A 17,329-nucleotide genomic window follows, 5' to 3' on the forward strand; every position below is an offset into this window, starting at 1 on the left:
CTCACCCCTGCGGGAACTCGATCTTGGTCGAGCTCGAGGTGTCGCCCTTGGGCCGGTCCTCGGTCAGGGGCGTCCCGTTGACGAGGTAGTAGATCGTCTCCGCGATGTTGGTGGCGTGGTCGCCGATGCGCTCCACGTTCTTGGCGCAGAACAGGAGATGCGCGCAGAAGCCGATGTTGCGCGGATCCTCCATCATGTAGGTCAGCAGCTCGCGGAACAGCGAGGTGTAGAGCTGGTCGATCTCGCCGTCCCGCTTCCACACCTCGAGCGCCCGGGCCTCGTCGCGCTGGGTGTAGGCGTCGAGCACCTCCTTCAGCTGCGCCAGCGTTAGGTTGGCGATGTGCGCCACGCCGTGGGCGAGCTTGGGCGGCTGGAACTGGCCGTCGAGCGCGATCACGCGCTTGGCGATGTTCTTGGCGAGGTCGCCGATGCGCTCCAGGTCGTTGGCGATGCGCAGCGACGCCACCACCTCTCGCAGGTCGATGGCGACCGGCGCGCGCTTGGCGATGGTGAGGATGGCGCGCTCCTCGATCTCCTGCTGCAGGCGGTCGATGGAGCGGTCCCAGTCGATCACCCGCCGGGCGAGCGGGCTGTCGCGGGTGAGCAGCGCGTCGACGGATTCGGCGACGAGCTTCTCGGCCAGGCCGCCCATCTCGGCGAGCTTGTCGCCGAGCTCCTTCAGGTCGGCGTCGAAGGCGCTGACGATGTGGTCGGGCATGGTGGTGGTGGTCATGTGGGTGTCTCCCTCCCCGTCCCGGTCAGCCGAAGCGGCCCGTGATGTAGTCCTGGGTGCGGCGGTCGTTCGGGCTGGTGAAGATCTGCTCGGTCGGGCCGGTCTCGACGATGACGCCGAGATGGAAGAACGCCGTGCGCTGGGACACGCGCGCCGCCTGCTGCATGGAGTGCGTCACGATCACGATCGTGAAGTTCTGGCGCAGTTCGTCGATCAGCTCCTCGATCTTGGCGGTCGCGATGGGGTCGAGCGCCGAGCAGGGCTCGTCCATCAGGATCACCTCGGGGCTCACCGCGATGGCGCGGGCGATGCAGAGGCGCTGCTGCTGGCCGCCGGAGAGGCCGGTGCCGCCGTCGTTGAGGCGGTCCTTCACCTCGTTCCAGAGGCTCGCCTTGCGCAGGCTGTCCTCGACGATCTCGTCCATCTCCGCCTTGGAGCGGGCCAGGCCGTGGATGCGCGGGCCGTAGGCCACGTTCTCGTAGATCGATTTCGGGAACGGGTTCGGCTTCTGGAACACCATGCCGACGCGGGCGCGCAGCTGCACCACGTCCAGCGAGGGATCGTAGATGTCGTAGTCGTCGATGGTGATCTTGCCGGTGACCCGGCAGATGGAGATCGTGTCGTTCATGCGGTTGATGCAGCGCAGGAACGTGGACTTGCCGCAGCCGGACGGGCCGATGAAGGCCGTGACCGAACGCTCGGCCATGTCGATGGAGACGTCCTTCAGGGCGTGCTTCTCGCCGTAATAGACGTTCACGTTGCGGGCGACGATCTTCGGATCGCCGCCGAGATCGGCGGAGGCGGCGCCCTGGGTCTGGGTCTGGGCGTTCACGTTGGCGTCCATGGTCGAAACTCCTTCGGTCACGCTCACCACCGCCGCTCGAAGCGTTTGCGCAGCAGGATCGCAAGTCCGTTCATGAGGAAGAGGAACAGCAGCAGCACGATGATGGCCGCCGAGGTCTTGGCCTGGAACGCGACCTCGGGCAGGTCGGACCAGAGATAGATCTGCACCGGCAGAACCGTGGTCGCCGAGGACAGGCTGGTGGGCACGTCGACGATGAAGGCCACCATGCCGATCAGCAGCAGCGGCGCGGTCTCGCCGAGGGCGTGGGCCATGCCGATGATGGTGCCGGTCATGATGCCCGGCATCGCCAGCGGCAGGGTGTGGTGGAACACCGCCTGCTGGTGCGAGGCGCCGACGCCGAGCGCGGCTTCGCGGATCGAGGGCGGCACCGCCTTCAGCGCGGCGCGGCTCGCGATGATGATGGTGGGCAGCACCAGCAGGGCCAGCACGAAGCCGCCGACCACCGCGGACGAGCGCGGCATGCCGAAGAAGTTCAGGAACACCGCGAGGCCGAGCAGGCCGTAGACGATGGAGGGCACCGCCGCGAGGTTGTTGATGTTGATCTCGATGATGTCCGTGATCCGGTTCTTCGGAGCGAACTCCTCGAGATAGATCGCGGCGCCAACGCCGATCGGCAGGCAGATCAGCAGCGTCACCGCCATGGTCAGCAGCGAGCCGACCAGGGCGCCGAGGATGCCGGCCTGCTCGGCCTCGCGGGAGTCGCCGGTGGTGAAGAAGCCGGTGTTGAAGCCGGACGTCACCAGCCCCTTCTCCTCAAGCGACTCCAGCCAGGCGATCTGCTGGTCGTTCAGCCGGCGGGAGTTCTCCGGGGTCTCGTAGGTCAGCACCTTCCACTGGCCGGCCTGGGCCGCGTTCGGGTTCTGCAGCGGCACAAGCACCCGGCCCTCGACGCGGTCGGCGGCGAGGCTCGTCACCTTCACCAGACCGCCGTTGATGGCGACGAGACGGCTCGGCAGCTTCTCGTCGAGAGTCTCGGCGCCGCTCTGGTTCCTGAACCGGGTCTCGAAGTCCGCCGCCTCGCCGGCCAGCGTCTCCATCTGGGAGCGCAGGCTGTCGGAGTCGGAGTCGATCTTGGCGAGCGTGTTGCGCGCCACGGTGACCCGGGCGGCGTCGCCCGAACCTTCCGCGTTGGCGAGTTCGCGCTCGGCGCCCGGCCGGTCGGCCAGGACGCCGTCGCGCAGGGTCTTGATCCGCTCCACCTCGAAGCGGCGGGAGCGCGCGGTCTCCGAAAGGTCGCTCTTGATGTCGGCGAGATCGTTGGCGAAGGCCGGGTTCGACGTGACGATGGTCACGTCGCCGGTGGTCGCGGAGGGGGTCGCGACGCCCTCGCCGATCTCCTCGGCGACCTTCGTCACCGCGCCCTTGTAATAGAGGTCCGCATCGTCCGAGAAGGCGGAGCGGGTCTCGACGGTCTGGCCGATCAGGCGCGGATTGGCCATCACGTCGTCGCGCAGGTCGTCGGCTGCGCCGCTGGACAGCAGGCCGTTGAGCTGGCGGCGTTCGGCGCGGCCCGACACCTCCGGGAACAGCGCCTGGTAGGAGGCGCGCACCGCCGCGGTGTAGTCGCCGCGGGCGAGCGAGGCCGCCGAGCGGTCGCCGGCCGGATCGACCTGATCGGCGGTCGGCTGCGTCTGCAGCGTCAGGTGGGTGATGGTGAAGGCGGGCGTCGCCTTGACGACGATGTCCGCCAGCAGCACCACGAGGAAGGCGGCCGAGAACAGGATGGCGGCGATGCCGTAGGCCTTGAAGCGGGCTTCGGAGCGGTAGCGCTTGCGCACCAGCGCGCGAGCGGCTTCGTCGCTGACGGCCCGACGGCGCGACGGGGATCCGGCGGCGGTTGCGGTCATGTCAGTCATACTGCTCTCGATACTTCTGCACGATACGGAGGGCGATGAAGTTCAGGACCAGCGTGAAGAAGAACAGCACGAAGCCCAGCGCGAAGGCGGAGAGCGTCTTGGGGCTGTCGAACTCCTGATCGCCGACCAGCAGCGTCTTGATCTGAACGGTGACGGTGGTGACCGCCTCGAGCGGGTTGAAGGTGAGGTTGCCGGCGAGGCCCGCCGCCATCACCACGATCATGGTCTCGCCCACCGCGCGGGAGATGGCGAGCATGAAGGCCGAGACGATGCCCGGCAGCGCCGCCGGCAGGATGACCTTCTTGATGGTCTCCGACTTGGTGGCGCCCATGCCGTAGGAGCCGTCGCGCAGCGACTGCGGCACGGCGTTGATCACGTCGTCGGACAGCGACGACACGAAGGGGATGATCATCACGCCCATGACGAGGCCCGCCGCCAGCGCGCTCTCTGACGCCACGTTGAGGCCGAGAGCCTCGCCGGTGGAGCGGATGAGCGGCGCGACGGTCAGCGCCGCGAAGAAGCCGAACACCACCGTGGGCACGCCGGCCAGAACCTCGAGCACCGGCTTGACGATGGAGCGCACCCGCGGGCTCGCGTACTCGGCCATGTAGATCGCGGAGAACAGGCCGATGGGGCCCGCGACCAGCATGGCGATCAGCATGATCAGCGTGGTGCCGGCGAACAGAGGCACGGCGCCGAAGGAGCCGGAGGCGCCGACCTGATCGGCGCGGATCGCCGTCTGGGGCGACCACTGCAGGCCGAACAGGAAGTCGTACCAGGGGTACTTGGAGAAAAAGCGCAGCGTCTCGAACAGCACCGAGAACACGATGCCGACCGTGGTCAGCACCGCGACCGCGGAGCAGGCGAGCAGCAGGACGCCCACCACCTTCTCGACCCGGTTGCGGGCGCGGAAGGCGGGGGAGAGCTGGCGGGACGCCCAGAAGAAGCCGAGCAGCGCCAGCGCGAAGCCGACGACCAGCAGCGACCAGTCCGCGGCCATGCTCCAGCCGGCGAAGGTCTGGCCCGCGGCGCGCAGGCCGTCGGACGCGTCCGGGACCTGGCCGCCCTGGGCCAGCGTCATGATCTCGCGCAGGCGGGCGCCGTAGGTGAGCGGATCGGTCGGCGTGAGGTCCGACGGCAGCGCCGCGATCGCCTGCGCCTCGACCACCTTGGGGGCGATCGCCTGCCAGGCGAACAGCCACAGCAGCATGGGGGCGATGGCGGCCACCGCCAGATAGAAGCCGTGATAGCTGGGCAGCGAGTGCATGCGGGCCGCGCCGCCGCCCGCGCCTGCGACCGCGAAGGACATGCCGCGCTGGCGGCCGGCGACATAGGCGCCGATCGCGACCAGCGCGATGCCGAGAATGTAGATGAACGTCATCCGCTGAGCGCTCCGCTCGATGCCGGGACTGGATTTCACGCCCGCTCCGGGAGCGGAGACGGGCGAACGGCGCCGCGGAGGTTCGCCCCGCGGCGCCGTTCGGCGTGGTCGGGACGGATCAGGACGCCGGAGCGGAGATCGTCACGAGCTTCTTGGCGGCGTCTTCGGCCTCGTGGGCCTGGGCTTCCGGCAGCGGCACGAGGCCCTTCTCGGACAGGTAGCCCTCTTCGCCCATGGCCTTGTCGGAGGCGTATTCGGCGAGGAACTCCTTGAGGCCGGGGATCACGCCCACATGCTGCTTCTTGAAGTAGACGAACAGCGGGCGGGAGACCTTGTAGGAGCCGTCGGCGATGGCCTCGAAGGTCGGAGCCTTGCCCTCGATGTTGGCGCCCTTGATCTGCGACGCGTTCTCTTCGAGGAACGAGTAGCCGAAGATGCCGACCGCCTTGGGGTTGGCTTCGAGCTTCTGCACGATCAGGTTGTCGTTCTCGCCCGCGTCGATGTAGGCGCCGTCCTCGCGGACGGTCTTCCACGCGGTGTCGAAGGCCTTCTTGTCCGACTTCTTGAGCGCGGCGAAGCTCTCGACCTTCTCGGCGCCCTTCTCCATCACCAGCTCAAGGAAGGCGTCGCGGGTGCCGGAGGTCGGGGGCGGGCCCAGGACCTCGATCTTCTCGGCCGGGAGCGACGGGTCGATGTCGTTCCAGGACTTGTAGGGATTGGCGACCAGCTTGCCGTCCGCGCCCGGCACTTCCTTGGCGAGCGCCAGGAACAGCTGCTGGCGGGTCAGCTTGAAGTCCGGACCCTTCTTGGAGTTGGCGAGCACGATGCCGTCGAAGCCGACCTTCAGCTCGATGATCTCGGAGACGCCGTTCTTGTTGCAGTCGTCGAACTCGGACTTCTTGATGGCGCGCGAGGCGTTCACCGCGTCCGGGTGACCGGCGCCGACGCCGGCGCAGAACAACTTGAAGCCGCCGCCGGTGCCGGTGGACTCGACCACCGGGGTCTTGAACTGGCCGGCCTTGCCGAACTGCTCGGCGGCGGCGGTGGTGAACGGATAGACCGTCGAGGAGCCGACGATCCGGATCTGGTCGCGGGACTGGGCGCTGGCGGCGCCGGCCGCGAGCACGCCCGCGAACGCGAGCGCGATGGTGCTGGACATCGTGAAGAGCTTCACGCGCCTCTCCTTCATGTGATCGTCGTTAATTCGCCGTCATCGAAAACGGCGGCGCGGTCGCCTGACCGTCATCGCCCCCCGGTTCGACCGGCGGGAATGCGGCGGACCCTAGAGGCCCGTCGTCACGCTTCTATGAAAGTTGGACGACAGTTGTGTGACACGCCGCTCCCGAGCGCGCGAAGGCTTTTGATCGCCGGATCATTCTTTCGTCTGCATCGTCAGCCGGCGGCTTTCAGGGCGGGCGACGCGGAGGCCGCCAGCTCCTTCGGCGCCGGGTCGAGCGTCACGACAAACGACGCGCCCTCGCCGAGCCGGCTCTCGATCGCGAGCTGGCCGCCGTGCCGCTGCAGGATGTGCTTCACCAGCGCAAGGCCAAGGCCGGTGCCGCCGGCGTCCCGGGAGGCCTGGGCGTCGCCGCGGTAGAAGCGTTCCGTCAGGCGCGGGAGATGCTCGGGCGCGATGCCCGGACCGAAGTCGCGCACCGTGACGCGCACCCCCTGCGGGCCTTCGCCCGCGGTGACCGAGGTCTCCACCCGGCCGCCGGAGGCTCCGTATTTGACCGCGTTCTCGATCAGGTTCTCGACCACGCGGATCAGTTCGTCCCGATCCCCCAGCGCCCACACCGGCGCGGCGGGCGGCGTAAAGGCCAGCTCCACGTTCCGGTCCTGCGCCAGCGGCCCGATGGCGTCGATGACGGAGCGGACGATGCCGGAAATCTCCACCGCGGAATCCGGCCGCACATGGGCCTTCAGCTCGATGCGGGACAGGGACAGCAGGTCGTCGATCAGCCGCGACATGCGGGCGGCCTGGGTGCGCATGATCTCCAGGAAGCGGGCGCGGGCGTCCACGTCGTTGCGGGCCGGGCCCTGCAGGGTCTCGATGAAGCCCAGCAGCGAGGCGAGCGGCGTGCGCAGCTCGTGGCTGGCGTTGGCGATGAAGTCCACCCGCATGCGCTCCGACCGGCGCTGCTCGGTGAGGTCGCGCAGCGTCACCACCGCGGCGCCGGCGCCCACCTTGTCGAACACGATCGGCGTCACGCTGACCTCGAACCAGCGCTCGATCGGCACCCGCTCAGCGTAGGACGTGACCGTCGGCGCGCGGCCGCCGAGCGCGGCGCGCACCGCGTCCAGCACCTCCGGCGCCCGGAGCGCGAAGGACAGCGGATCGCCGGTGCGCAGCGCCGGCAGCGTGGCGCGGGCGCGGGCGTTGAAGGCGAGCACGAGGCCGCGCCGGTCGAGCACCAGCGTCGGGTCCGGCAGACCCGAGAGCAGCGCCAGCGTCTGCGGGCTGACCACATCGTCGGCGCCGGTCATGCGGCGGGGCGTCAGAACCGATCGGGGCCGGGGCGCCACCGCCGCCAGCAGCGCCACCACGGCGAAGCCGAGCCCGGCCTCCGCCGGGGTGATCCGCCCCACGAGCGCGAAGGCGGCCAGCAGCAGCGCGACGCCGGCCAGCGCCCAGCCCGCGCCGCGCAGGCGGCCGGCGGCGCGGCGGGAGTCGGTGTCCGGTGAGGCGGGGGTGTCAGCCATGGATCGACAACGCGCGCATTGGAGAAACCGGCAAAGGACTCCACTTTCGTGACGACGGCGCGACGGTCGCGCCAGCAGGGAGAGCAGCGTCGTGTCCAAAGCCGCCCATGGCCGGAAATCCAAGTCGAGCCCGAAGGATGACGCGTCCGCGCCGGAACAGGTGTCGCCGGCCGGTCTCGACGCCACGCCGATCGTGGCGATCGACGGACTCGAGGTGAACCTCGACGACGAAAAGCTGCCGGAGGCCATCGACAAGGCGGCGCTGACCAGCGGCGGCTTTCCTTACGACAAGAAGCTCGCCGACGAACCCTACCAGCAGAGCCTGCGCCTGCTCCAGATCGAGCTTCTGAAACTGCAGTCCTGGGCGCAGGAGGCCGGCGAGCGGGTCGTGGTGCTGTTCGAGGGCCGGGACAGCGCCGGCAAGGGCGGCGTGATCCAGCGGGTCACCGAGCACCTCAGCCCGCGCAGCGTGCATGTGATCGCGCTCGCCAAGCCGACCCCGGTCGAGGCGGGCCAGTGGTACTTCCAGCGCTACCTCAAGCATTTGCCGACCGCGGGCGACATCGCGCTGTTCGACCGCTCCTGGTACAACCGCGGCGCGGTGGAGCCGGTGATGGGCTTCTGCACCGCCGAGCAGACCGCCCGCTTCCTGCACGAGGCGCCGCAGGTGGAGCGCCTGCTGGTGGAGGACGGCGTCCGCCTGTTCAAGTTCTGGTTCACCATCGGGCGCGAGACCCAGATCAAGCGTCTTCACGCCCGCCGGCACGACCCCCTGAAGCGCTGGAAGCTGTCGCCGATCGACTACGCCGGCCTGAACCTGTGGGACGCCTATTCGCACGCGATCGAGCGCATGCTGCACGCGACGCACACCAAGGACACGCCGTGGACGGTGGTGCACGCCAACGACAAGCGCCGCCTGCGGCTCGCGGTCATCCGCCACCTGCTGCTGAACATTCCCTATCGCGGCCGCGACCTGAAGGCGATTGGCGGCGCCGACGAGCGCATCCTGATGGACGCCGACCGCTTCCTGCACAACGGCGGCGAAAGCTGACGCCGCGGTCATGACGCCCGTCGGGCGACCCCGCGCCGGTAGAGCGTGCTGCGGCTGACGCCGAGCCGGCGGGCCGCCTCCGCCACGTTGCCGCCCGCGGCGTCCAGCGCCGAAGCGATCGCCGCGCGCGCCACCGTATCGAGATCGGCGGTCCGCTCCGCCGGGCCCTCCGGCGCCGGGACGGCGGACGGAACCGACGCGCGCCCGCGCAGGGGCGCGGGCAGCAGTTCCGGGCCGATCTCGTCGCCCGGCTCGGACAGGGCGATCAGAGCCTTCATGGCGCCCACCAGCTCCCGGCGGTTGCCAGGCCAGTCATAGGCCGCCATGCGCTCCAGCGTGGCGGGGCCGAGCGTCCGTCCCTCCGTCCGCAGCGTGGCCCAGAAGGCGAGCGCGGCGGCGCGGCGGTCCGGGGCGGCGCGCAGCGGCGGCAAAGCCACAGCGTATTGCGCCACGCGGTAATAGAGATCGGCGCGGAAGCCGCCGCTTTCGGTCATGGCGCGCAGGTCGCGGTGGGTGGCGCAGAGCAGGCGCAGGTCGACAGGATGGGGCTTGCCGCCGCCGAGCGGCGTCACCGCCCGCTCCTGCACCACCCTGAGCAGCCGCGCCTGCAGCGCGAGCGGCATGTCGCCGATCTCGTCCAGCAGCAGCACGCCGCCGTCCGCCTCCCGCAGCAGGCCCTTCGAGCCCGACCGGCGCGCTCCGGTGAAGGCGCCCTCCTCGTAGCCGAACAGCTCGGCCTCGATCAGCCCCTCGGGCAGCGCGGCGCAGTTCACAGCCACGAACGGCTTGCGGGCGCGGGAACTGGCGGCGTGCGCGGCTCGGGCGAACACCTCCTTGCCCGATCCGGTCTCGCCGCAGATCAGCACCGGCACGTCGCCTTCGATCAGGCGCACCGCCCGGGCCAGATCCGCCCGCGTCCCCGCGTCGAACACCGGGCCGGGCTCCGACGCGGGGCGCGCCTCCGCAGGCGTGCGGGCGGACTCGAACGCCGCCCCGGGCGTGAGCGCCGGAGCCCGGGCGGCGCGGGCGTAGAGCGTTCCGCAGGGACCGGAGCGCGCCACGCCGTCCACGAAGGCGGAGCGCGGGGCTTCGAACAGGTCCCGGAACGAGCGCTGGCCGAGCGCGCTCCAGTCGAGCCCGAGCATGCGCAGCGCATGGCGGTTGGCCGCCACCAGCCGGGAGCCCTCGAAGGCCAGCAGGCCGTCCTGCGCGCCGCCGAAGCGGTCCGGATCGGTCTGCAGCCGCACCACGTCCTCCGAGCGGAAGGCGGCCTCGAACAGCCGGCGCTCGATCTGGTCCACGCCGCGGCCGATCAGCTCCAGCGCCTCGGCGGTCGGAGCCCCCGCCGGACCGGACAGGTCGAGCGCGCCGAGCAGATCGCCGGTGGGGCTGAAGATCGGGGCCGCGGCGCAGGTGAGGAAGCGGTGGGGCTCGAAGTAGTGCTCGCCGCCGCGCACCTCCACCGGCCGGCGCTCCATCAGCGCGGCGCCGATGGCGTTGGTGCCGCTCGCCGCCTCGCTCCAGGCGACGCCCGGCCGGAGCGCCACGCGCGCCGCCTTGCCGGCGAAGCCCGTGTCGCCGGCCGCGTCCAGCACCAGGCCGGCGCCGTCGGTGAGGATGGCGATGGCGCCTGCGCCCCGCGCCTCGCCCCGCAACGCCACCAGCTCCCGCCGGCTGGCGCGGATCAGCCGCTCGGAGCGGTCGTGATGCTCCTTGAGGGTGGAGGACGGCACCGGCTCCAGCGCCGGCTGGCCGTGGCTGTCGAAGCCGCGGGCGCGGCAGCGGGCCCAGGAGTTCAGGATCGTCGGCGACACCGCGCCCTGGGGCTCGGCGCCCAGATCGAAGAACTGCCGGCGCGCCACGGCGACGTCGGCGGTGGGAGCGGATCGCTCCATGGCGGCTCATCCCTGTCGTCGCGTTTTGCGACATGTGTCGCGACCGTGCCGTCGCGTTCCCCGACACTGTTTCACGACATCGTCGGCCGCGTCCACCTTCGTCATCGGCGGAGACGCCCTAGAATCGGCCACAGTCCCGGAAAGTCAGGCCGTTACCGCGGCGCACAACAACGAAACGCCCGACGACGCCCCAACTGGCACGAACCCTGCGAAACGCGGGACGGACAGAACACAAGTCTTGGGAGAGACGCCATGAACAAGCCCGAACGCATGGAAGCCTTCACGAAGGCCCCCTTCAAGGAGCGCTACGACAACTTCATCGGCGGCAAGTTCGTCGCCCCGGTCGGCGGCCGCTACTTCGAGAACACCAGCCCCATCAACGGCCAGAAGATCTGCGAGATCGCCCGCTCCCAGAAGGAGGACGTGGAGCTCGCCCTCGACGCCGCCCACAAGGCCAAGGACGCCTGGGGCCGCACCTCGCCGGCCGAGCGCGCCGCCATGCTGCTCAAGATCGCCGACGTGATGGAGGACAATCTCGAGCTGATCGCCACCGCCGAGACCTGGGACAACGGCAAGCCGATCCGCGAGACCATGGCGGCGGACATTCCGCTGGCGATCGACCACTGGCGCTATTTCGCCGGCTGCGTGCGCGCGCAGGAAGGCGCGCTGTCCGAGATCGACCACGACACGGTCGCCTACCATTTCCACGAGCCGCTGGGCGTCGTCGGCCAGATCATCCCGTGGAACTTCCCGATCCTGATGGCGGTGTGGAAGCTCGCGCCCGCGCTCGCCGCCGGCAACTGCGTGGTGCTGAAGCCGGCCGAGCAGACCCCCGCCTCCATCCTGGTGGTGGCCGAGCTGATCGCCGACATCCTGCCGGCGGGCGTGCTGAACATCGTCAACGGCTTCGGCCTGGAGGCCGGCAAGCCCCTGGCCTCCAGCCCGCGCATCGCCAAGATCGCCTTCACCGGCGAGACGACCACCGGCCGTCTCATCATGCAGTACGCCTCCCAGAACCTGATCCCGGTGACGCTGGAGCTCGGCGGCAAGTCGCCGAACATCTTCTTCTCCGACGTCACCGCCGAGGACGACGACTTCTTCGACAAGGCGATCGAAGGCTTCGTGATGTTCGCGCTGAACCAGGGCGAGATCTGCACCTGCCCGAGCCGCGCGCTGGTGCATGAGAAGATCTACGACCGCTTCATCGAGCGGGCGGTGCAGCGGGTGAACGCGATCAAGCTCGGCTCGCCGCTCGATCCGTCCACCATGGTGGGCGCGCAGGCCTCGTCGGAGCAGCTCGAGAAGATCCTGAGCTACATCGACATCGGCAAGCAGGAGGGCGCCGAGCTGCTCGCCGGCGGCGGCCGCAGCGAACTCGACGGCGAACTGGCCGGCGGCTACTACGTCAAGCCGACGGTGTTCAAGGGCCACAACAAGATGCGGATCTTCCAGGAGGAGATCTTCGGGCCCGTGCTCTCGGTCACGACCTTCAAGGACGACGACGAGGCGCTCTCGATCGCCAACGACACGCTCTACGGCCTCGGCGCCGGCGTCTGGACCCGCGACGGCACCCGCGCCTACCGCTTCGGCCGCGCCATCCAGGCCGGCCGCGTGTGGACCAACTGCTACCACGCCTATCCGGCCCACGCGGCCTTCGGCGGCTACAAGCAGTCCGGCATCGGCCGCGAGACCCACAAGATGATGCTGGACCACTACCAGCAGACCAAGAACATGCTGGTCAGCTACAACCCGAAGAAGCTCGGCTTCTTCTGAGGCTTAGGCCCGCAAACGGCGACGGTTGGGGCGGCCTTCGGGCCGCCCTTATCGTTTCGGCCGCCCGTTTAGCGCTCTCATGCGTTCCGCGCGCCGCTCCGCTCCGAGCGCACACGGGAGCGATGGCCGATGGCCCGGCCCGCCCGGACGCTTTCCGCCCTCCCGTCGAAGCGCGTCGTCCACCGCCTGTCACAGGTCCGACGCCCTCCTTCCCAGCCGAAACGGCCGGCCTGCGACCGATCGGGCCGAACCCGGCGCCATGGGCTTTACATACATACATACATGGATGTAGCTTCGTCCCGTCACGGAGAGCGCGGCGCATGCGCAAGACCAAGGCGGAGGCGGAGAAGACCCGGGACCAGATCCTGGACGCGGCCGAGCGCGTGTTCTTCGAGCGCGGGGTCGCCCGGTCGTCGCTGGACGACATCGCCCGCGCCGCCGGCGTCACCCGTGGCGCGGTCTACTGGCACTTCACCAACAAGGTGGACCTGTTCCTCGCGATGCAGGAGCGCGCGCGCCTGCCGCAGGAGGAGCTCTGCGCCTGCATCGCTCAGTGCCCCGACCTCGACCCGCTGCGCGAGGCCGGCGATCGGGTGTGCGACATCTTCCGCACCATCGCGTCCGACGAGAGCCAGACCCGCGTGCTGGCGATCCTGCTGATGCGCTGCGAGTACACCGACGAGATGGCGGACGCGATCCGCCGGCAGGACGAGGCCGACTGTTCGCTCGACGCGCAGTTCGGGGTTCTGTTCGCGCTCGCCCGGGAGCGCGGCCGGCTGAACGCCGCCTTCACGCCCGAACTGGCGCAGGGCGCGTTCCGGGCGCTGGTGTTCGGCCTGCTGCGGCGCTGGCTGGAGGCGCCCGAGGACATGGACCTGACGACCCGCGGCTGCGCGATCGTCCAGGCTTTCGTCGCCGCGCTGGCGTCCTCGCCCGCGCCGGCGCAGGAGGCCGCGGCGTGACGGACGCCGCCTGAAGATTTCGCGGCGACGGTGCAAGCGCTGTCGCCGCGCACGGTCTCCGTCGTCGGGCCGGGCCCAAATCCCGGCCCGACGACGGGGCTAAGAGCTGCGGGCGGCGGCGCAAGCGTCCCCCAACGTCGCCCGCAGCTCCCCTGCGTTTCCCGGCCAAAGGACGACCGGGGCACGCCAGCCCCCTGGCTTTTACGGCAGCGCGACCACGATGGGAAACGGGGCCGGCCGCCCTTCTCCACCTTCCGTCGCATGCCCGTCACGCGGATCAGGCAAGAGGGCGCCGCGGCGAACGCCCGAGGCGGCCGTGGCCGGAGCGTCAGGTTCCGGCCGCGGCCGCCTCACCCATCTTCAGACCTTGCGGAACGATATAGGGTTGCGGCGGTTCACCCGCAGGCATGGCGCGATCGCCGCCCGCAACCGGAGACTCCCATGGCGCCGCTCGTCTTTCCCGCGCTCACCGCGTTCTATGGCGCCCTGCTCGCGATCCTGTTCGTCGCCCTGTCCGGCTGGGTGGTCGCCGGCCGCGTCAACGCCAACGCGCTCCACGGCGACGGCGGCGACGACAGCCTCGCCAAACGCATCCGCGCGCACGGCAATTTCGCCGAATACGTCCCGTTCGCGCTGCTGCTGATCGGGCTTTACGAAGCCGGCGGCGGATCGCACGGCCTGACGCGCGGCCTGCTGATCGCGCTTCTGCTGGCCCGGCTGTCGCATCCTTACGGCATGTTCACGCCCGCGAACCACTGGACCCAGTTCGCGTTCCGAGGCGGCGCGGTGATCGTCACCTTTCTGGTGATCCTGATCGCAGCCGGGGCGCTGCTCCTCCATTGAACCTGTTAGACCCTGCCCCGGCGCGGCGCCGGGGCAGGGTTCCGCATCACGCAGGCGGCAGCCGGCCTGCCCCGGCCGGCGCCCTATCGACCGCCGGAGCTTCCATGGCCCGAACCGGAACGGCCCCCGAGAGGGGGACCGCCTGCGGCTGGACCTGCGCCGTGCGAACGGCGGGCGCCTCCACGACGAAGGGCGGCAGGGCGAGCAGCGACGCCGCGACCGCGGCGTAGGTGGCGACGGCGGCGGCGCCGGCGGCGGCGACAACACGATTGGACATGGTCAGAACCCTTTTTGGCGATGCGCGCGGAACGTTCCGCGCTGTCTTGACCGGCAATATGATGCGCCGCAGAAAATCAGTCCAACGCATGCCTTCGATTTTATACATCGATATGATTCATGACTTTAGGCGGGTCTGGCTTGGCGGCGTCCTGCCGCATGATGGGCGCGGGCGGTAGAACGTCTCATCCGCCGGCCTGTGACAACGACGCCCGGCCACCAGGGACCGGCGCGACCAAGAGGGTACGACCGTCATGAGCTCGACCATCCCCCTGCGCGTGACCGCCACCGAGGCGGCGCTCGCTCTGATCGAGGAGCTTCGGGCCGAACACGGCGAGGTGCTGTTCCACCAGTCCGGCGGCTGCTGCGACGGGTCGTCGCCCATGTGCTACGCGGTCGGCGACTACCTGCTGTCGGACGCCGACGTGAAGCTGGGCGAGGTGGGCGGCGCGGGCTTTCACATGAGCCCGTCCCAGTTCGAATACTGGCGCCACACGGCGCTGACGCTGGACGTGGTGCCCGGTCGGGGCGGCATGTTCAGCCTGGAGAACGGCCGCGAGGTGCGGTTCCACATCCGCTCGCGCCTGTTCACCGAGGAGGAGACCCGCGCGCTGGACGCCGCCGGGGCCTGACGGGGCGGCGGGTTTACGTAAGCGGCCCGGACGCCATTTCCGGTCCCGACACGCCAGCCGCCGTGGGCCGATCCGCGGCGCGAGCCACAGGACATCCGCCCATGCGCATCGATCTCACCGGCAAGACCGCCGTCGTCACCGGCTCCACCCTCGGCATCGGCCACGCCATCGCCCTCGGGCTTGCGCGCGCCGGCGCGACCGTGGTCGTCAACGGCCGCAGGCCGGAGGCCGTGGACAAGGCGATCGCAGCCATCGGCGCAGCCGTCCCCGGCGCCACGCTGATCGGCGTCGCCGCCGACCTTGGAGCGGCGGACGGCGCCGCGGCGCTCCACGCCGCCGTGCCGGAGGCGGACATCCTCGTCAACAATGTGGGGATCTTCGGCCCGCAGGACTTCTTCGACATCCCGGACGCGGAATGGACCCGCTTCTTCGAGGTCAACGTCATGTCCGGCGTGCGCATGTCGCGGCTCTACGCGCCGGGCATGGTGGAGCGCGGCTGGGGGCGCATCGTGTTCCTGTCGTCGGAATCCGCGCTGAACATCCCCGCCGACATGATCCATTACGGCTTCACCAAGACCGCGAACCTCGCCGTCTCCCGCGGCCTCGCCAAGCGGCTCGCGGGCACGGGCGTCACCGTCAACGCGGTGCTGCCCGGCCCCACGTTGTCGGAAGGGGTGGAGGAGATGCTGCGCGAGGAGGCGGAGAAGACCGGCAAGACGGTGGAGGAGGCCGCCGTCGCCTTCGTGCGGGAGCACCGCCCCACCTCGCTGATCCAGCGCGCCGCCACCGTCGAGGAGGTGGCGAACATGGTGGTCTACGCCTGTTCCGAACAGGCCTCCGCCACCACCGGCGCGGCGCTTCGCGTCGACGGCGGCGTGGTCGACGCCCTCGCCTGACAGGGGACCCGGCCAGGTCGCCCTTCTCCGGGCGACGTCGTGCTCTGACGCAAGGTCGCGGGGGCGTGAAACGGGCTCGCGCCGCGCGGGCCGGGTGGATTACAACGGGCGTCCCCGCCTCGGCGCGCCGGAGCGGGAACCGTTCTTTCAGGAGACGCCCGTGACCGGCCCCCATCGCTCCCCGCTCGACGACGACGCGCTCGACACGCTGTTCCGCGCCGCGCGCAGCCACAACAGCTTCAAGCCGGAGCCGGTGTCCGAGGTGACGCTCCGGGCGCTGTTCGAGCTGGTGAAGATGGGCCCCACCAGCGCCAACGGCCTGCCCGGCCGCTTCCTGTTCGTGACCTCGCCGGAAGGCAAGGCCAAGCTGCTGCCGACGCTGTCGGACTCGAACCGCGCCAAGACCGCCTCGGCTCCGGTGACGGTGATCGTGGCCCACGACCTGCGCTGGATCGACCACCTGCCGCGCTTCTTCCCCCATGCGGACGCCAAGTCCTGGTACGAGGGCAACGACGCCGCGATCGAGGGCGCCGCGAAGCTGAACGGCTCGCTCATGGGCGGCTATCTCATCCTCGCCGCCCGGGCGCTCGGCCTCGACGCCGGCCCGATGGCGGGCTTCGACGCCAAGGCGGTGGACGAGGCCTTCCTCGCCGGCACGACCTGGAAGTCGAGCTTCCTCGTCAATCTAGGCTACGGCGACGGCGCGAACCTGTTTGAGCGTCTGCCCCGGCCGGAGTTCGACGAGTTCTGCCGCATCGTCTGATCGGGCCATGCGCATTCTCGTCCTCGACACGGCGCTCGGCGCCGCGACCGCGGCGGTGGTCGCGGTCGACGGCTCCGCGCGGCCCGCAGCGCGGTCGGAGACGATGGCGCGCGGCCACGCCGAGGCGCTGATGCCGCTTGTGCGCGACGTCCTGCGCGAGGCCGGCGGGCTCGGCGCCGTCGATCGCATCGCGGTGACGGTTGGGCCCGGCAGCTTCACGGGCCTTCGGGTCGGGCTCGCCTGCGCGCGGGCGCTTGGGCTGGCCTGGGGGATTCCCGTGGTCGGCGTCTCGACGCTTCAGGCGCTGGCCGCGCCCGCGCTCGAGGCCGCGACGGAGCCGGTGGCGGCGGCGATCGACGCCCGCCACGGCCGGGTGTTCTTCCAGGCCTTCCGCCCGGACGGCGAGGCGCTGGCGCCGGCGCGCCTGCTCGCCGCCGAGGACGCCGCCGGCGCTCTCTGCGACGGCCCGGCGCAGGTCGTGGGCTCGGGCGCGGATGCGGTGATCGCGGCGGGCCACGGCCGGCTCCGCAAGGCGGACGGCCCGCACCACGCGCCGGCCCCGATCCGGCTGGCGAGCCTCGGGGCGGCGTGCGATCCTGACCGGGCGCCGCCGCGGCCGCTCTACCTCAAGGCCGCGGACGCGCATCCGCAGACGTCGGGACGCATCGCGCGGCGGTGACGCGAGGCCAACGGGAGGACC

15 protein-coding genes and 2 pseudogenes are annotated in these 17,329 nt (G+C 70.5%); 8 read left to right on the plus strand and 9 right to left on the minus strand.

The genetic code is table 11. The features are described 5' to 3' along the window. Position 1: 1 nt before the first annotated feature. The 7 genes and pseudogenes from phoU to PKE85_RS12895 form a co-directional block, all read right to left on the minus strand. The gene (gene phoU / locus PKE85_RS12865; protein WP_271206062.1) at positions 2-718 is read right to left on the minus strand and encodes a phosphate signaling complex protein PhoU; all 717 of its coding nucleotides are present in this window, start codon (positions 716-718) and stop codon (positions 2-4) included. A 40-nt stretch (positions 719-758) separates the two neighbouring features. Continuing rightward, the gene (gene pstB, locus PKE85_RS12870) at positions 759-1,505 is read right to left on the minus strand and encodes a phosphate ABC transporter ATP-binding protein PstB (RefSeq protein ID WP_428981374.1); all 747 of its coding nucleotides are present in this window, start codon (positions 1,503-1,505) and stop codon (positions 759-761) included. A 95-nt stretch (positions 1,506-1,600) separates the two neighbouring features. After that, positions 1,601-2,404: pseudogene (pstA, locus tag PKE85_RS12875) on the minus strand (phosphate ABC transporter permease PstA); the annotation flags it as partial. Between the two features lie 549 nt (positions 2,405-2,953). Continuing rightward, positions 2,954-3,454: pseudogene (locus tag PKE85_RS12880) on the minus strand (DUF3333 domain-containing protein); the annotation flags it as partial. Further along, entirely contained in the window at positions 3,447-4,835 is a 1,389-nt protein-coding gene (pstC, locus tag PKE85_RS12885; protein WP_271205165.1) for a phosphate ABC transporter permease subunit PstC, read from the minus strand. The pseudogene PKE85_RS12880 and the gene pstC, both read right to left, overlap by 8 nt. Before the next feature lie 118 nt (positions 4,836-4,953). Beyond that, positions 4,954-6,009: a PstS family phosphate ABC transporter substrate-binding protein gene (locus PKE85_RS12890; RefSeq protein WP_271205166.1), complete on the minus strand. Its 1,056-nt coding sequence runs from the start codon at positions 6,007-6,009 to the stop codon at positions 4,954-4,956. Positions 6,010-6,227: 218 nt separating this feature from the next. Continuing rightward, positions 6,228-7,538, minus strand: coding sequence for an ATP-binding protein (locus tag PKE85_RS12895; RefSeq protein ID WP_271205167.1), 1,311 nt, complete (start codon positions 7,536-7,538; stop codon positions 6,228-6,230). Between the two features lie 91 nt (positions 7,539-7,629). On the opposite strand from PKE85_RS12895, the gene ppk2 reads away from it, so the two are divergent. After that, positions 7,630-8,589 carry a polyphosphate kinase 2 gene (gene ppk2 / locus PKE85_RS12900; protein ID WP_271205168.1) on the plus strand — a complete coding sequence of 320 codons (960 nt, stop codon included), beginning with the start codon at positions 7,630-7,632 and terminating at the stop codon, positions 8,587-8,589. A gap of 8 nt (positions 8,590-8,597) precedes the next feature. Here the strand turns inward: ppk2 and PKE85_RS12905 are convergent, their stop codons facing one another. Beyond that, on the minus strand, positions 8,598-10,484 hold the full coding sequence (locus PKE85_RS12905) for a sigma-54-dependent Fis family transcriptional regulator (protein WP_271205169.1): 1,887 nt from the start codon (positions 10,482-10,484) through the stop codon (positions 8,598-8,600). Between the two features lie 252 nt (positions 10,485-10,736). Between PKE85_RS12905 and adh the strand changes: the two genes are divergently transcribed. From adh to PKE85_RS12920, 3 genes are all read left to right on the plus strand, one after another. Continuing rightward, entirely contained in the window at positions 10,737-12,257 is a 1,521-nt protein-coding gene (adh, locus tag PKE85_RS12910; protein ID WP_271205170.1) for an aldehyde dehydrogenase, read from the plus strand. A gap of 320 nt (positions 12,258-12,577) precedes the next feature. Beyond that, positions 12,578-13,219: a TetR family transcriptional regulator gene (locus tag PKE85_RS12915; RefSeq protein ID WP_271205171.1), complete on the plus strand. Its 642-nt coding sequence runs from the start codon at positions 12,578-12,580 to the stop codon at positions 13,217-13,219. A 441-nt stretch (positions 13,220-13,660) separates the two neighbouring features. After that, entirely contained in the window at positions 13,661-14,062 is a 402-nt protein-coding gene (locus PKE85_RS12920) for an MAPEG family protein (RefSeq protein WP_271205172.1), read from the plus strand. Positions 14,063-14,108: 46 nt separating this feature from the next. Here the strand turns inward: PKE85_RS12920 and PKE85_RS12925 are convergent, their stop codons facing one another. Next, on the minus strand, positions 14,109-14,339 hold the full coding sequence (locus PKE85_RS12925) for a hypothetical protein (protein WP_271205173.1): 231 nt from the start codon (positions 14,337-14,339) through the stop codon (positions 14,109-14,111). Between the two features lie 253 nt (positions 14,340-14,592). On the opposite strand from PKE85_RS12925, the gene PKE85_RS12930 reads away from it, so the two are divergent. The 4 genes from PKE85_RS12930 (at position 14,593) to tsaB (ending at position 17,308) form a co-directional block, all read left to right on the plus strand. Continuing rightward, the gene (locus PKE85_RS12930) at positions 14,593-14,970 is read left to right on the plus strand and encodes a DUF779 domain-containing protein (RefSeq protein ID WP_271205174.1); all 378 of its coding nucleotides are present in this window, start codon (positions 14,593-14,595) and stop codon (positions 14,968-14,970) included. Between the two features lie 101 nt (positions 14,971-15,071). Then, positions 15,072-15,866: an SDR family NAD(P)-dependent oxidoreductase gene (locus tag PKE85_RS12935; RefSeq protein WP_271205175.1), complete on the plus strand. Its 795-nt coding sequence runs from the start codon at positions 15,072-15,074 to the stop codon at positions 15,864-15,866. A 160-nt stretch (positions 15,867-16,026) separates the two neighbouring features. Then, complete coding sequence (locus PKE85_RS12940) at positions 16,027-16,629, plus strand: malonic semialdehyde reductase (RefSeq protein ID WP_271205176.1); 603 nt, start codon at positions 16,027-16,029, stop codon at positions 16,627-16,629. A 7-nt stretch (positions 16,630-16,636) separates the two neighbouring features. Next, positions 16,637-17,308, plus strand: a complete 672-nt coding sequence (gene tsaB, locus PKE85_RS12945) for a tRNA (adenosine(37)-N6)-threonylcarbamoyltransferase complex dimerization subunit type 1 TsaB (RefSeq protein ID WP_271205177.1) — start codon at positions 16,637-16,639, stop codon at positions 17,306-17,308. Positions 17,309-17,329 lie beyond the last annotated feature (21 nt).

Source organism: Methylopila jiangsuensis (assembly GCF_027922305.1).
In the GTDB taxonomy this organism is placed as follows: domain Bacteria; phylum Pseudomonadota; class Alphaproteobacteria; order Rhizobiales; family Methylopilaceae; genus Methylopila; species Methylopila jiangsuensis.

Bases quoted from the DNA above. Each gene is read 5' to 3' on its own strand.
- phoU (WP_271206062.1), bottom strand. From the start codon at position 718: ATGCCCGACCACATCGTCAGCGCCTTCGACGCCGACCTGAAGGAGCTC.
- pstC (WP_271205165.1), bottom strand. From the start codon at position 4,835: ATGACGTTCATCTACATTCTCGGCATCGCGCTGGTCGCGATCGGCGCC.
- PKE85_RS12895 (WP_271205167.1), bottom strand. From the start codon at position 7,538: ATGGCTGACACCCCCGCCTCACCGGACACCGACTCCCGCCGCGCCGCC.
- PKE85_RS12905 (WP_271205169.1), bottom strand. From the start codon at position 10,484: ATGGAGCGATCCGCTCCCACCGCCGACGTCGCCGTGGCGCGCCGGCAG.
- adh (WP_271205170.1), top strand. From the start codon at position 10,737: ATGAACAAGCCCGAACGCATGGAAGCCTTCACGAAGGCCCCCTTCAAG.
- PKE85_RS12915 (WP_271205171.1), top strand. From the start codon at position 12,578: ATGCGCAAGACCAAGGCGGAGGCGGAGAAGACCCGGGACCAGATCCTG.
- PKE85_RS12920 (WP_271205172.1), top strand. From the start codon at position 13,661: ATGGCGCCGCTCGTCTTTCCCGCGCTCACCGCGTTCTATGGCGCCCTG.
- PKE85_RS12925 (WP_271205173.1), bottom strand. From the start codon at position 14,339: ATGTCCAATCGTGTTGTCGCCGCCGCCGGCGCCGCCGCCGTCGCCACC.
- PKE85_RS12930 (WP_271205174.1), top strand. From the start codon at position 14,593: ATGAGCTCGACCATCCCCCTGCGCGTGACCGCCACCGAGGCGGCGCTC.
- PKE85_RS12935 (WP_271205175.1), top strand. From the start codon at position 15,072: ATGCGCATCGATCTCACCGGCAAGACCGCCGTCGTCACCGGCTCCACC.
- tsaB (WP_271205177.1), top strand. From the start codon at position 16,637: ATGCGCATTCTCGTCCTCGACACGGCGCTCGGCGCCGCGACCGCGGCG.